Origin of the sequence: Janthinobacterium darwini (genome assembly GCF_051380905.1) — a bacterium.
In the GTDB taxonomy this organism is placed as follows: Bacteria; Pseudomonadota; Gammaproteobacteria; order Burkholderiales; family Burkholderiaceae_D; genus Janthinobacterium.
Genome location: NZ_JBNYXX010000002.1, coordinates 306,073 through 319,356 on the forward strand (window position 1 = coordinate 306,073; position 13,284 = coordinate 319,356).

Below are 13,284 nucleotides of genomic sequence, written 5' to 3' on the forward strand. Positions count from 1 at the left end.
CTTCCTAGATGAACAGGTCGACGCGGAACACGGCCGTGCGCTGCAAGGCGTCGAGCCGCCATTCCTGCGCATCGTCGGCGTCCAGCAGCAAGGCGTCATAGCGGGCCAGCGCGAACTGCTGCTCTCCACCGCGCGCCAGCACGGAGCCATCTCCAGCAACAAACAGCAAAGTCGCCGTGCTGCGCCGCGCCAGCTTGCCAGGCGCCGTGATCTTTTCCAGCTGGTGGCGGCAGCGGTCGCGCCGCGTCATCACATTGAAATCCGTCGTCGCCCCCTTGACTTGCGCAACAACGGCCGCTTCGCCGGGAAACCATAGCATGGGCTGCGCCGCGTTCAAGAGCACCTTGCGCGTGCCATCGAGCGTCAACTGCACGCTGTCGCCATCGACCAGCATCAGGCTGCGGTCGATGCCGGGAAAGCTGGAAAATGGTCCGCTGGCCGTGATCGTCGCCAGGCTGATACGCCAATCAAAATCGTCAAAGCCTGCCCCCAAGGGGGCAATGGCGATTTCCGTCGTGCTGCCGCCGCCATTTTTCCATGGCGCGGCGCGCAGGCATTCGTGAGGGATGAAGGTGGCCATCAGAGCGCTCTCAGTTGCGCCAGGGTGTGTTTGTAGGCGGTGGCGATGGCGTCCTGCGCCACGTGGCGCCCGCCGCGCACCTGCCACCGGCCGCCGCACAGCACGTGGCGCACCAGGTTGTCGTTGCCGCAGAAAATAAAACTGCCCAGCACATCGGTGATGGCCACGCCGCACAGGTTCACATGCGCGTCGTCGAGCACCAGCAGGTCGGCGCGGCAGCCCGGCGCCAGTGCGCCCAGCCTGCGTCCGGCTGCCTGCGCGCCGCCCCGCAAGGCCGCCTGCCACAGGTAGTCTCCAACATGGTGTTCATCAGGCGTGACGGCCACGTTGCGCTGCTGGCGCTGCAAGCGCTGGCCGTATTCAAGCCAGCGCAACTCCTCGACAGGCGACTGCGATACATGGCTGTCGCTGCCGACGCCGAAGCGCCCACCGGCGGCGATGAATTCGGTCAGCGGGAACAGGCCATCACCCAGGTTCGCCTCCGTCGTCGGACACAGGCCGGCCACGGCGCCGCTGGCGGCCATCAACGCCACTTCGTCAGGCTGCACATGCGTGGCGTGCACGAGGCACCAGCGCGCGTCGACATCGACGTGCTCATACAGATACTGCACCGGGCGCCGGCCGCTGTAATCAATACATTGGCGCACTTCGCCCTGCTGCTCGGCGATGTGAATGTGGATGGGCCGCTGCGCCGGCAACGCTTGCGCCACCTCGCGGATCTGCGCCACCCCGGCGGCGCGCAGCGAATGGGGCGCAAAACCCACCTCTACCTGTCCGCCGCGCTGCGGCGCCAGCGCCTCGACGATGCGCAGCACATCATTAGCATCGGTGCGAAAGCGCGCCTGCTCCGCTTTCAACGCTTGTTCGCCAAAGCCCGCATGGCTGTACAGCACGGGCAGCATGGTCATGCCGATGCCGCTGATGCGCGCCGCCGCCAGCACCCGTTCCGCCGTTTCGGCGGGGCGCGCATACAGCGCGCCAGCCGCATCGCGCTGCAGGTAGTGAAATTCGCAAACAGCCGTGTAGCCATGGCGCAGGCATTCGGCAAACAGCTGCGCGGCGATGGTTTCCATCTGTTCCGGCGTGATGTGGCGCGCAAAGCGGTACATCAGGTCGCGCCAGGTCCAGAAGCTGTCCGGCGCGCTGCCCGCTTCCTCGCCAGCGGCTTCCGTCATGCCCCCCAGCGCCCGCTGGAAGGCATGCGAATGCAGGTTGACCATGCCCGGCAAGACATATTCGGCCACTTCGACGCCGGCAGACGATGCTGTATTTTCCGTCACCACCGTCAAATCGCCAGCCGCATCCCATTCCAGCAGAACGTCGCGGCGCCAGCCCTGCGGCAGCAGCGCATGGCGCGCGAACAAACAGCCGCTCAACGCGCTACCCATGCCACGGCCGCTTCCATCATCTGGCGCAGCAGTGGCTGCACCTGTGCTGCCAGGTCGGGCCGGTAGCCGAACGGCATCGCTTCATCCATGTAAAGGCACTGACACATCTCCAGCTGGATCGCATGCACGCGGCTGGCCGGCTGGCCGTACTGGCGCGTGATATGTCCGCCCTTGAAGCGGCCATTCAGCGCCACGGTAAATGTATCCTGCGCGCGCGCGATATCGACCACGGCGGACGTCAGGCCGCTATCGCAGCTGGCGCCATCGGCCGTGCCGAAGTTCAGGTCGGGCAGCTTGCCGTCAAAGAAACGCGGCACGTGCGAGGCGATGGAATGGGCATCCCATAGCACCACGGCGCCATGCACGCGCAGCAGCCGGTCCAGCTCCGCGCGCAGCTGCCGGTGATAAGGCGCCCAGTAGCGCTGCAAGCGCTGCTGCACGTCGGCCGCGTCGGGTTCGCGGCCTGGCAGATACAGCGGCTCGCGGTGAAAGGTATCGTTGGGCAGCAAACCCGTCGTATCCTGGCCCGGATACAGATTCGTGTCTTCCTGCGGGCGGTTCAAGTCGATCGTGTAACGCGACCATCGCGCCGACAGCACCGACGCATCCATCTCCTGCAAAAATCCATACAGCTCGCGCAAATGCCAGTCCGTATCGGCCTTGATCAAGGCCTGCGGCGTCATGCGCGCGGCGATATCGTCCGGTATATCGGTGCCTACGTGGGGCATAGACACCAGCAGCGGGATGCTGCCTTCGTTGAAGCGGAAATCCATGCTTGTCTCCTAGCGCCCGCTCAAGCGTACAGCGGGGCGAACAAATTCTTGCAAGTGCTGCTCAATTCGCCGCGCAAGACCATCTGCTTGGCCGCTTCGATATCCGGCGCGAAGAAGCGGTCGGCGTCGAAGAACGGCACCTTCTGGCGCAACTGGTGATGCACGTGTTCCAGGTGCGGCGAGGTTTTCAGCGGACGGTGGAAATCGATACCCTGCGCAGCAGCCAGCAGCTCGATGCCGACGATGACGGCAGTGTTGTGCGCCATGTCGTCGAGGCGGCGCCCGGCGAACGTGGCCATGCTCACATGGTCTTCCTGGTTGGCCGAAGTGGGCAGGCTGTCGACGCTGGCCGGATGCGCGAGCGACTTGTTTTCCGACGCCAGCGCGGCGGCCGTCACGTGGGCGATCATGAAACCGGAATTGACGCCCGGGTCGCGCACGAGGAAGGGCGGCAGGCCGGACAGCGTGGCGTCGATCAGCAGCGCGATGCGGCGCTCGGCCAGCGCGCCGATTTCGGCAATCGCCAGCGCCAGGGTGTCGGCCGCAAAGGCCACCGGCTCGGCGTGGAAGTTCCCGCCCGAGACGATTTCCGCCTGTCCGCCGGGACCATCCTGGAAAATCAGCGGATTGTCCGTGACGGCATTGGCTTCGATCAGCAGGGTGCGGCCCACATTGCCGATCAAATCGAGGCAGGCGCCCATGACTTGCGGCTGGCAGCGCAGGCTGTACGGATCTTGCACGCGCTCGTCGCCTTCCAGGTGCGAAGCACGGATTGCGCTGTGCGCCACCAGTTGGCGGTACATCTGCGCGGCCAGGATCTGCCCCGGCTGTCCGCGCACGGCGTGCACGCGCGCGTCGAACGGCGCATCGCTGCCCTTGGCCGCATCGAGCGACAGCGCGCCCGTGACCATGGCAGCTTCCAGCAGGCGCTCGGCCATGAACAAGCCATGCAGCGTCAGTGCGTTCGACACTTGCGTGCCGTTGATCAGCGCCAGTCCCTCTTTTGCCGCCAGCACGACAGGCGCGATGCCCGCCTGCGCCAGCGCCTCGGGGGCCGGCATCAATTCGCCGTTGACGCGCACGTCGCCCACGCCCAGCATGGCCAGGGTCATGTGCGACAGCGGCGCCAGGTCGCCCGAGGCGCCCACGGAACCCTTGGCGGGAATGGCCGGCATGATGCCAGCGTTGTACAGGGCGATCAGGGTATCGACGATCAGCGGGCGCACGCCGGAATAGCCGCGCGCCAGGCTGCCGATCTTCATCAGCATGATCAGGCGCACGACGGCGTCCGACAGCAGCTCGCCCGTGCCGACGGAGTGCGACAGGATCAGGTTGCGCTGCAATTGCTCCAGCTTTTCATCGGGGATGCGCGTCTTGGCGAGCAGGCCGAAGCCCGTGTTGATGCCGTAGGCCGCATCGCCCTTGGCGACGATGGCTTGCACGGCGGCGGCCGACGCCTCGATGACGGGATACGCCTCGGCGGCGAGTATCAGTTTGGCGGGCGCGGCCCAGACGGCGCGCAGGTCGCCCAAGGTCATCGCGCCCGGTTTCAGGGTCCAACTTTTGGCATGCTGTGTCATAGTCATTCGGGTCCAGGTCTCAAGAAAGCATGGGAAGAATCAGGCCGTTGCGCTTGGCGCAGGCGGCCGCTGTTTCGTAGCCGGCATCGGCATGACGCATCACACCCGAGCCGCTGTCGTTGACCAGCACCCTGGCCAGGCGTTTCGCCGCGCTTTCCGTGCCGTCGGCTACGATGACCATGCCCGCATGCTGAGAATACCCCATTCCCACCCCGCCGCCATGGTGCAGCGAGACCCAGGTGGCGCCGCCGGCCGTATTCAGCATGGCATTGAGCAGCGGCCAGTCGGAGACGGCGTCGGTGCCATCCTTCATGCTTTCCGTCTCGCGGTTCGGGCTGGCCACGGAACCCGTGTCCAGGTGGTCGCGGCCGATGACGATGGGCGCCTTCAGTTCACCCGTGCGCACCATCTCGTTGAAGGCCAGGCCGGCGATGTGGCGCTCGCCCAGTCCCAGCCAGCAGATGCGCGCCGGCAGCCCCTGGAAGGCGATGCGGTCGCGCGCCATGTCGAGCCAATGGTGCACCTGTTTGTGGTGCGGGAATAGTTCCTTGATCTTCGCATCCGTCTTATAGATATCTTCCGGGTCGCCCGACAGTGCCACCCAGCGGAACGGCCCCCGTCCTTCGCAAAATTGCGGGCGGATGTAGGCGGGCACGAAGCCGGGGAAGTCGAAGGCATTCTGCACGCCCTGGTCGAACGCCACCTGGCGGATATTGTTGCCGTAATCGACGGTGTGCACGCCCATGGCGTGGAAATCGAGCATGGCTTGCACGTGGGCGGCGCAGGAATCGGCAGCCGCCACCGTCAGGCGCGCGTGGCGCTGCGGGTCCTGCTGCGCCGCCTTCCAGTCCGACACGCTCCAACCACGTGGCAGATAGCCGTTGACCAGGTCATGCGCGGACGTCTGGTCCGTCACCAGGTCGGGCACCAGGCCGCCCGCTTTAGCGCGGCGCACCAGTTCCGGCAGCACTTCGGCCGCGTTGCCCAGCAAGCCGATGGAAATGGCTTCCTTGCGCTGCGTATGGTATTTGACCAGCTCCAACGCTTCATCCAGGCTGGCCGCCTGCTTGTCCAGGTAGCGCGTGCGCAAACGGAAATCGATGCTGCTTTGCTGGCATTCGATATTGAGCGAGACGGCGCCCGCCATGGTGGCGGCCAGCGGCTGCGCGCCGCCCATGCCGCCCAGGCCCGCCGTCAGGATCCAGCGCCCGCCCCAGTCGCCGCCGAAATGCTGGCGGCCCGCCTCGGCGAAAGTTTCATACGTGCCCTGCACGATGCCCTGCGTGCCGATGTAGATCCAGCTGCCGGCCGTCATCTGGCCATACATGAAGAGGCCCTGGCGATCGAGTTCGTTGAAATGTTCCCAGTTGGCCCATTTCGGCACCAGGTTGGAGTTCGCGATCAGCACGCGCGGCGCATCCGCGTGGGTCTGGAACACGCCCACCGGCTTGCCTGACTGAATCAGCAAGGTCTGGTCGTCTTCCAGTTCGCGCAGCGAGGCGAGAATCTGGTCGAAACAAGCCCAGTTGCGGGCGGCGCGGCCGATGCCGCCATAGACGACCAGGTGCTGCGGATTTTCCGCCACTTCCGGGTCCAGGTTGTTTTGCAACATGCGGTAGGCCGCCTCGGCCTGCCAACTCTTGCAAGCCATGACCGTGCCGCGCGGGGCGCGGATGGTACGGCTGGCATCAAAGCGTGGATCGGTGTCCATTGTGCTGTTCATGCTGTCTCCTCGTAGGGTGCGAGCGGGCGTACCTGCCCCGGTACCTTGCCCGCTCCGGTACTCCCAGCATAGGTTGTCTATACAACCAAGTCAACAGATTTTCTTTGGGGTTCAGCCCCGGCGGGTCTGTCCCCTGCCTTTATTTTTTCTCGAACACGCGCTGGCCCGCCACCCACGTCTGCAGCACCTGCGTCTTGCCGATGGCGGTCGGTGCCACCTTGAACAGGTCCTGGTCGACGACGACGAAGTCTGCCCATTTGCCCGCTTCCAAGGTGCCGATGACCTTTTCCTGGTGTGCCGCCCAGGCCGCGTCGAGGGTGAAGCAGCGCAGCGCTTGCGTCACCGTCATGGCCTGCTGCGGATACCAGCCGCCGGCCGGGAATCCTTCGCTGTTTTGCCGCGTGACGGCCGCATGGATGCCCTCGAACGGATTCGGCGACTCGATGGGGAAATCGGAACCGCAGGCGATGCGCGAACCCTGCTTGAGGAAGGTGCGCCACGCATACGCGCCCTTGATGCGCTCGTGGCCCACGCGCTGCTCCGCCATATTCTGGTCCGAAGTGGCGTGCGTGGGCTGCATCGACGGCACGATGCCGAGGCTCTTGAAACGGGGGATGTCGCTCAATTGCACTACCTGCGCGTGCTCCATGCGGTGACGCAGGCCCACGCTGCGGTACTGCGCTATCAAGGCCTGATAGCCATCGAGAATTTGATGGTTGCCCGCGTCGCCGATGGCGTGCACGTTCACCTGGTAGCCGGCGCGCATGGCTTTTTCCATCTTCGCGCGCATGGCGGCGTCCGGGTAGAACAGCAGGCCGCTGGTCGTCGGATCGTCGCTATACGGCGCCAGCAGGGCCGCGCCGCGGCTGCCCAGGGCGCCGTCGGACAGCAGTTTGACGGCGCGCAAGGCGTACATGTCGCGCGCATAGCTATTCAGGGGGCCGTTTTTTGACAGCGCGTCGAAATCTTCCGTGGTGTCGGCAATCATGCCGTACACGCGCACCGTCAGCTTGCCGTGGTCCGCATAATCGCGGAACAATCGGTCCTGCATCTGGCCGATGCCCGCATCGTGCACGCTGGTCAGCCCCACTTGCGACAATTGCGCCAGCGCGCCATCGAGGGCGGCCCGGTTTTCCACGTCGCCGGGCTTGGGCAGCACGGCATCCATCAAGTCCATGGCGCTGTCGACCAGCACGCCGGTGGGGTTGCCACCCGCATCACGGTCGATTTTGCCGCCCGCCGGATCTTGTGTGGCATGCGTGATCCCGGCCAGCGCCAGCGCGCGGCTGTTGGCCCAGCCCGCGTGGCCATCGACGCGGCGCAGCCACACGGGCCGCGCGCTTTCGGCCGCATCGAGCTCCAAGGCTGTGGGAAAGCGCCCCAGCTTCCAGATTTCCTGGTTCCAGCCATTGCCGACGACCCAGCTGCGCTCAGGATGCGCTCTGGCGAAGTCGCCCACGGCCTGCACGGCGGCCGGCAGCGATGCGGAACCGTACAGCAACACGCCGCTGGCGATCGTCCCCAGGCCGAACACGTGGCCATGCGCGTCGATCAGGCCCGGCAACACGGTTTTTCCCTGCAGGTCGACGTGCAGGGCGTCCTTGGCGACCTTGCGTTTCACCTGCGCGGCACTGCCGACGGCGACGATCTTGCCCGCGTCGTCAAACGCCAGCGCCGTGAAGCGCACCACCTTGCCGGCCGCATTGAGCGTATAGCCGTTGGCGTTGTCGATGACGGTATCGGCACGGGCGTGGGCCAGGGTGCCCAGGCAGGCGAGAACAAGCAGGGTGCGGCGCAATTGCGAGGTCGGCATTTCCATCTCCAGGTCTTTTACGTCAATGAGCGAAAAGACGAGTGTATAGAAATTGGAAAAATGGTCAATCAGTCAGCGTGCGAGTTTCCTGCAGCGGGCCGTCGCATCAGCCAGTAATCGCAGCCCGTGACGGCTTCCGCGTAACGCCCCGCCACCAAGAAGCCAAGGCGGCCATAGAACGGCAGGCTGCGCTCGTTGTACGTCTCCAGGAAGCACGCGGCACGAGCAGCATCAACGGCCGCCAGTCCCGGCGCCAGCACGGACGCGCCCAGTCCCTGCCCTTGCCCGGCAGGATCGATGCCGGCGATCGACAAATACCAGGCATCCTGCAATTCGTATTGCGCCAGCGCGTGCTCCATGTTGTCGACGATGGCTGAAAAATGCGCAAAACCGCGCTCTCCCAGCAGCGCGCGCAAGGCGATCTCGCGCTGCGCATACGCGGCCTGGCGCAGTGCTGCCGGCGCATCCGTCGTCCAGATGGCGGCGCCACTGCCAGCGTCGTCAGCCAGGTCGACGCGGCCCGCCTGCCAGCCTTCGGCAAGGGCCAGCGAGAAGTAGTGCGTCAGCATGGCCAGCCGCGCCGCTTCGTCCTCGCCGCACGCCACAGTCACGGTGCGGTAAAACGGGTCGTCGATCAGGGCGGCGGCCAGGCTGCGGGCGGTTCGCGATGCTTCACTGTGTGGTGCGCTGGGCATGGGTTCTCTTTCTTCTCATCGTAACGTGGAAACGCCCGGCATGTTAACGCAAGCGCCCATGTCTTGCGGCCGCTCGATACATTCGATACGGCACTGAGATTTGCTGCAATTGTCATGTGGAGCGTGCCATGCCATCAGCATGTCGCTGCGGCCTTACTTCGCCCCCTGTTCCGGCTTGTGCGCCGGCGCCCTGAACCATTCACCGGGCGGCACCACGTGCGATTCTTTCGGGTCATCAATGTAATGCGGCGAAGTGATTTGCACGTCGAACTCGTTGAAGACATCGATGATGTTCTGGTGCAAGCGGTTCAGCACTTCGGCGCGCTGGCGGGGGACTTCGGCGCTGGCGTAGGCGACGAGGCGGTATTGCACGTAGTAATCCTGCAGCGCCAGCTGCATCACGTAGGGTTTCGGCGTGGCAGACAATTCCGTCGTGCGGGAGGCGGCCAGTTCCAGCATGGCGTGCACCTGCCGCCATGGTGTGGCATAGCCGATGGTGACGGTGGAATCGAGCACGAAGCCGCCGCCAGGCTGGGCGCGCGAATAGTTTTTAGTCGTTTGCGACATCACCCAGGCGTTCGGCAAGGCCACTTCTTCGCCCAGGCCCGTGCGCAAGCGTGTCTCGAACATGCCCACGTCGACCACCGTGCCTTCGCTATCGCCCACGCGCACATATTCCCCCTTGCGCAGGGCGCGCGTGTACATCAGGATCAAGCCGCTGGCGCCCTGGCCCACGATGCTCGAGGCGCCGATCGATACCATCAGGCCCACCAGCACGGACAGCCCCTGGAAAGCGGCCGTGTGCGAACCGGGCAAATACGGATACGCCATGGCCAGCGCGAACAGCCAGATCACCACGCTGGCGATGCGGCGCGTGGGCAGGGCCGTGTCCTTGTCGAGCCAGCCAATTTGCAGTTCTCCGCTTTCCACGCGCTTGAACAGCGAGGCGGCGGTGGCGGCGATCAGGCGCGCGATGGCGAAGATCACGCACACCAGCACCAGCCCCGGCAAGGCGCCAATGATGGCGTGGAAGACGTCGGCCGCCACGTCGAACAAATAACCGTTCAGGCTTTCTCCCCAGGAACGCGTGTAAGGCAAACGGCTCAGCACGAAGGCGGCCCACAGATAGGTGGCCATCAGGCGCAAGCCCCACAGCACGGCGCTCAGCAGCTGGTAGGCAAAGGCGATGTAGTGCTCGGCGTCGAGCACGCGCACGTTTTTCAGGCGCACGTCGCGCAGGCGCGAGGCCAGCAAAATGCCGCTGCGGCGCTTGGCCCAGCGATAAAAGCGTGTCAAGCCCATCCACACCAGCCAGAACACGAGCGTGGCGGCCGCGCACACGGCGGCGGCGATCGCCAGGTAGCGCCAGCTGCCCTGTTCGCGGTAATCGAGCACGGCTTTGCGCAATTCCCCGGCAGCCGTTTTCGCCACACTTTCCGTCGTGTCGCCGGCCAGCTGGTTGACGTCGCCGGGCACGACGACGAACAGCTGCACCCCGTCGAGCAGCACTTGCGTGCCTTCGGGAATCGTCCGCGTGCCCGTCTGCAGCGGGCCATTCTTTGCCAGTACGCCTTCCAGGCGGCGCTGCGCGCCGATGGCCCGTTCATCAGGCGGATAGCCGGCCAACCCGGCGCGGAAGACGAACACCTTGCGGTTGGCAAACATCAGCGGCGCCGTCCTGGCCGCAGCGCCTTGTGACGGCGCGATGGCGGACGCGGCCTCCGCAACGAGCGAGGATGCGCCCTCGTCCGCATGGGCAACGGGCAGCAGGAAGATCGTCAAGAGGCACAACAGGCGGAGCAACGCGGACATGGCAAAAATAGAAAGTGACAGGGAGTAGCCATCATGCCATGTAATCCTGGAAACTCAAGCGCCGCCGCTATTGTTCAGCTCGCATCGTGAAAAATGATGCCCAGGGTATGGCGCAAGCCCGTGCGCAGGCGCGACACGCCATGGCGCATGTTGACACGGTAGCTGCCACGCGTGCCATTCACGGGGCGCTGCGCGACCGGAAAGATGACGGCGTCGCCCTGCGCCAGGGGCACGACCGCCACGCGCGACTGCATGCGCGGGCGCTGCTCCGTCAGCACGAACTCGCCGCCCGTGAAATCGTCTTGCGGGCGCGACAGCAGCACGGCCAGTTGCAGCGGAAACACATGCTCGCCATACAGGTCCTGGTGCAGGCAGTTGTAATCGCCCTCGCGGTAGCGCAGCAGCAAGGGTGTGGGCCGCGCTTGCCCGGCCGCATGACAGCGCGCGAGGAAGTCCCCGTGTGCCAGCGGAAAGCGGCTCTCGAGGCCCATGCTGGCATGCCAGCGGTTGGCAATCGCCGCCAGCGGCGGATACAAGGTAGCGCGCAGCTCGGCGACCGGCTCCGGCAGCGGATACGCCCAATACTGGTACTCTCCCTGGCCAAAACCATGGCGCTGCATCACCACACGGCTGCGAAAACGCGATGCATCGTCATACTGCGCCGCCAGCGCCCCGCACTGCGCACGATTCAGCAAACCTGGTACGACGGCGCTACCGTATTGATTCAGATCATCCTCGATCTGCCGCCAGTCCAGCGCCCTCACCGTTCGCCCTCGCGCTCAAGCAGCGCCTGCTTGCGTTCCACGCCCCAGCGGTAGCCGGACAGCGCGCCATCGTTGCGCACCACACGGTGGCAGGGGATGGCGACGGCCAGCGCATTGGCGGCGCAGGCGCCCGCCACGGCGCGCGCGCCTTTCGGCGCACCAATGCGCCGCGCCAGCTCGGCATAGCTGACCGTGCTACCGGCGGGAATCTCGCGCAAGGCTTGCCATACGCGCTGCTGGAACACCGTGCCGCGCACGTCGAGCGGCAAGTCCAGGCCCAGGCCCGGCGCCTCGACCAGGCCGACGACTTGCGCCACCGTCTGCTCATAATCAGGCTCGGCGCCGCGCAGTTCGGCTTGCGGAAAGCGGTCCTGCAAGTCGCGCAGCAGCACTTCCGGGTCGTCATCGATCAGAATCGCGCAGATGCCCTTGTCCGTGCTGGCCACCAGGATGGCGCCCAGCGAACAGGCGCCGATAGCGAAGCGGATCACGGCGCCGCTGCCGCCATCGCGAAACGCGCCCGGCGTCATGCCCAGCAAGCCTGGCGTGGCGGCGTACAGGCGGCCGCTGGAATTGAAACCGGCCGCGTACAGTGTCTCGGTGACATTCGCCGCGCCTTGCAAGCCGGCCTTCAGCCGTTCGCCGCGCCGCGCCGCCGCATAGGCCTTGGGTGTGATGCCCGTGTGCGCCTTGAAGACGCGGTGAAAGTGAAAGCGGCTCATGCCGGCGGCCCGAGCAAGGCTGTCCAGTTCCAGCATCTCGTCGCTGGCGTCGATCAGGCGGCAGATGTCGGCCACGATGGCGGCCTGACGATGAGCCAGCGGCGGCAGGTTCGGCTTGCAGCGCAGGCAAGGGCGAAAGCCGGCCACCTCCGCCTGCTCGCAACTGTCGTGGAAGGCCACGTTGCGGCGCAAGGCGGGGCGCGCCGCGCAAGAGGGACGGCAATACACGCCCGTCGTGCGCACCGAGTAATAAAAAACGCCGTCGGCATCGGGCGCGCGCCGCTGCACGGCATCCCAGCGTTCATCGTCGGTCGAGTAAGAATGTTCCATGGCGAACTCCGTGCAGGTCAATGGTAAGTCGCCAGCATAGCCAGCACCGGCCAGCGCCACACTCCGGCGCTTGCTTTTGAATTCAAAAAAGGCTGGCGGCAGGCATCATGCTCGGTGCTAAAATCGGCCATCGCGCCTCCAGCCGGCGGCGCGCCCTGCCCGTGCCCCGGAGAAACCGCATTGGACGATCATACTACCCAGGAAAATACGCCGATTTTCCAGCGCATCAAGGATTTTCTGCTGGCCGGCATCGCCGCCGGACGCTGGAAGGAAGGCGACGTAATTCCCTCCGAGCAAGCATTGGTGAAACAATTCGGCGTCTCGCGCATGACGGTCAACCGCGCCGTGCGCGAACTGACCAGCGAACAGGTACTGACGCGGCGCCAGGGTTCCGGCACCTATGTGGCACAGCAAAAATACCAGGCGACCTTGTTGGAAATCAAGAGTATCGCCGATGAAGTGCGCGCACGCGGGCATATCCACCGCAGCAGCTTGCAATTGCTCGAACGCACCAAGGCCTCGGATTTGCTGGCCAAGCAATTCGGCCTGCCGCCGGAACACCCGCTGTTTCATTCGCTGATCGTGCATTTTGAAAACGGCGTACCGATCCAGGTGGAAGACCGCTGGGTCAATCCCGAGTGCGCGCCCGACTACATGACGCAGGATTTTTCCAGCATCACGCCGAACGAATATCTGATGGCCGCCGCCCCCTTGCAGGGTGCCACCTACAGTATCGAAGCGCTGTCGGCACCGCGCGATATCGCCGAAATGCTGGCCATCGACACGAAACAGGCGTGCCTGGTGCTGCGCCGCCAGACGCGCTCGGGCGGCAAGATCGCCTCGATCGCCACCATGTGGCATCCCGGACACCGCTATCAGTTCGCCGGAAGCTTTACTTGAGGACACCTTGAAAAACCTGCTGCGCGTCGCGCTTTGCGGCCTGTGATGCTCACCGGCTCGCTACGGTTTTATCAGGCGTCTTCCGAGCTCGCCGTTTAGTAGCACGATTTTGCGCTGAATTTCTCTCAAATTCTCACAGAACAATGAATAAATCCGCCCTTTCGGGGCAAAAAAAATCCCGTTTTGGCCGTTTCTGAACTTAAA

Annotated in this window: 11 protein-coding genes; 1 reads left to right on the plus strand and 10 read right to left on the minus strand. The window is 65.0% G+C overall.

Translation table 11 applies throughout. From position 1 onward, the window contains the following. Nucleotides 1-4: 4 nt before the first annotated feature. The 10 genes from ACQ4WZ_RS16825 to ada form a co-directional block, all read right to left on the minus strand. Entirely contained in the window at nucleotides 5-580 is a 576-nt protein-coding gene (locus tag ACQ4WZ_RS16825; RefSeq protein WP_436574019.1) for a HutD/Ves family protein, read from the minus strand. After that, nucleotides 580-1,968: a formimidoylglutamate deiminase gene (locus tag ACQ4WZ_RS16830; RefSeq protein WP_436574020.1), complete on the minus strand. Its 1,389-nt coding sequence runs from the start codon at nucleotides 1,966-1,968 to the stop codon at nucleotides 580-582. The genes ACQ4WZ_RS16825 and ACQ4WZ_RS16830 overlap by 1 nt, the downstream gene beginning before the upstream one ends. Next, the gene (gene hutG / locus ACQ4WZ_RS16835) at nucleotides 1,953-2,741 is read right to left on the minus strand and encodes an N-formylglutamate deformylase (RefSeq protein WP_133989236.1); all 789 of its coding nucleotides are present in this window, start codon (nucleotides 2,739-2,741) and stop codon (nucleotides 1,953-1,955) included. The genes ACQ4WZ_RS16830 and hutG overlap by 16 nt, the downstream gene beginning before the upstream one ends. Nucleotides 2,742-2,761: 20 nt before the next feature. Continuing rightward, nucleotides 2,762-4,321, minus strand: coding sequence for a histidine ammonia-lyase (gene hutH / locus ACQ4WZ_RS16840; protein WP_133989235.1), 1,560 nt, complete (start codon nucleotides 4,319-4,321; stop codon nucleotides 2,762-2,764). Between the two features lie 19 nt (nucleotides 4,322-4,340). Further along, a complete protein-coding gene (gene hutU, locus ACQ4WZ_RS16845; RefSeq protein WP_436574021.1) occupies nucleotides 4,341-6,044 on the minus strand; it encodes a urocanate hydratase in 1,704 nt (567 codons plus the stop codon). A gap of 139 nt (nucleotides 6,045-6,183) precedes the next feature. Beyond that, a complete protein-coding gene (locus tag ACQ4WZ_RS16850) occupies nucleotides 6,184-7,857 on the minus strand; it encodes an amidohydrolase (RefSeq protein ID WP_436574022.1) in 1,674 nt (557 codons plus the stop codon). 68 nt (nucleotides 7,858-7,925) lie between these two features. Further along, nucleotides 7,926-8,552, minus strand: coding sequence for a GNAT family N-acetyltransferase (locus ACQ4WZ_RS16855; RefSeq protein ID WP_436574023.1), 627 nt, complete (start codon nucleotides 8,550-8,552; stop codon nucleotides 7,926-7,928). A 153-nt stretch (nucleotides 8,553-8,705) separates the two neighbouring features. Next, on the minus strand, nucleotides 8,706-10,364 hold the full coding sequence (locus tag ACQ4WZ_RS16860) for a mechanosensitive ion channel family protein (protein ID WP_436574024.1): 1,659 nt from the start codon (nucleotides 10,362-10,364) through the stop codon (nucleotides 8,706-8,708). Between the two features lie 74 nt (nucleotides 10,365-10,438). After that, entirely contained in the window at nucleotides 10,439-11,128 is a 690-nt protein-coding gene (locus ACQ4WZ_RS16865) for a 2OG-Fe(II) oxygenase (protein ID WP_101482887.1), read from the minus strand. Next, complete coding sequence (gene ada, locus ACQ4WZ_RS16870) at nucleotides 11,125-12,180, minus strand: bifunctional DNA-binding transcriptional regulator/O6-methylguanine-DNA methyltransferase Ada (RefSeq protein WP_436574025.1); 1,056 nt, start codon at nucleotides 12,178-12,180, stop codon at nucleotides 11,125-11,127. The genes ACQ4WZ_RS16865 and ada overlap by 4 nt, the downstream gene beginning before the upstream one ends. 180 nt (nucleotides 12,181-12,360) lie before the next feature. Between ada and hutC the strand changes: the two genes are divergently transcribed. After that, nucleotides 12,361-13,080 (plus strand): histidine utilization transcriptional repressor HutC, encoded by a 720-nt coding sequence (gene hutC, locus ACQ4WZ_RS16875; RefSeq protein ID WP_070224202.1) that lies wholly within the window; start codon nucleotides 12,361-12,363, stop codon nucleotides 13,078-13,080. Nucleotides 13,081-13,284 lie beyond the last annotated feature (204 nt).

Bases quoted from the DNA above. Each gene is read 5' to 3' on its own strand.
- ACQ4WZ_RS16825 (WP_436574019.1), bottom strand. From the start codon at position 580: ATGGCCACCTTCATCCCTCACGAATGCCTGCGCGCCGCGCCATGGAAA.
- ACQ4WZ_RS16830 (WP_436574020.1), bottom strand. From the start codon at position 1,968: ATGGGTAGCGCGTTGAGCGGCTGTTTGTTCGCGCGCCATGCGCTGCTG.
- hutG (WP_133989236.1), bottom strand. From the start codon at position 2,741: ATGGATTTCCGCTTCAACGAAGGCAGCATCCCGCTGCTGGTGTCTATG.
- hutH (WP_133989235.1), bottom strand. From the start codon at position 4,321: ATGACACAGCATGCCAAAAGTTGGACCCTGAAACCGGGCGCGATGACC.
- hutU (WP_436574021.1), bottom strand. From the start codon at position 6,044: ATGAACAGCACAATGGACACCGATCCACGCTTTGATGCCAGCCGTACC.
- ACQ4WZ_RS16850 (WP_436574022.1), bottom strand. From the start codon at position 7,857: ATGCCGACCTCGCAATTGCGCCGCACCCTGCTTGTTCTCGCCTGCCTG.
- ACQ4WZ_RS16855 (WP_436574023.1), bottom strand. From the start codon at position 8,552: ATGCCCAGCGCACCACACAGTGAAGCATCGCGAACCGCCCGCAGCCTG.
- ACQ4WZ_RS16860 (WP_436574024.1), bottom strand. From the start codon at position 10,364: ATGTCCGCGTTGCTCCGCCTGTTGTGCCTCTTGACGATCTTCCTGCTG.
- ada (WP_436574025.1), bottom strand. From the start codon at position 12,180: ATGGAACATTCTTACTCGACCGACGATGAACGCTGGGATGCCGTGCAG.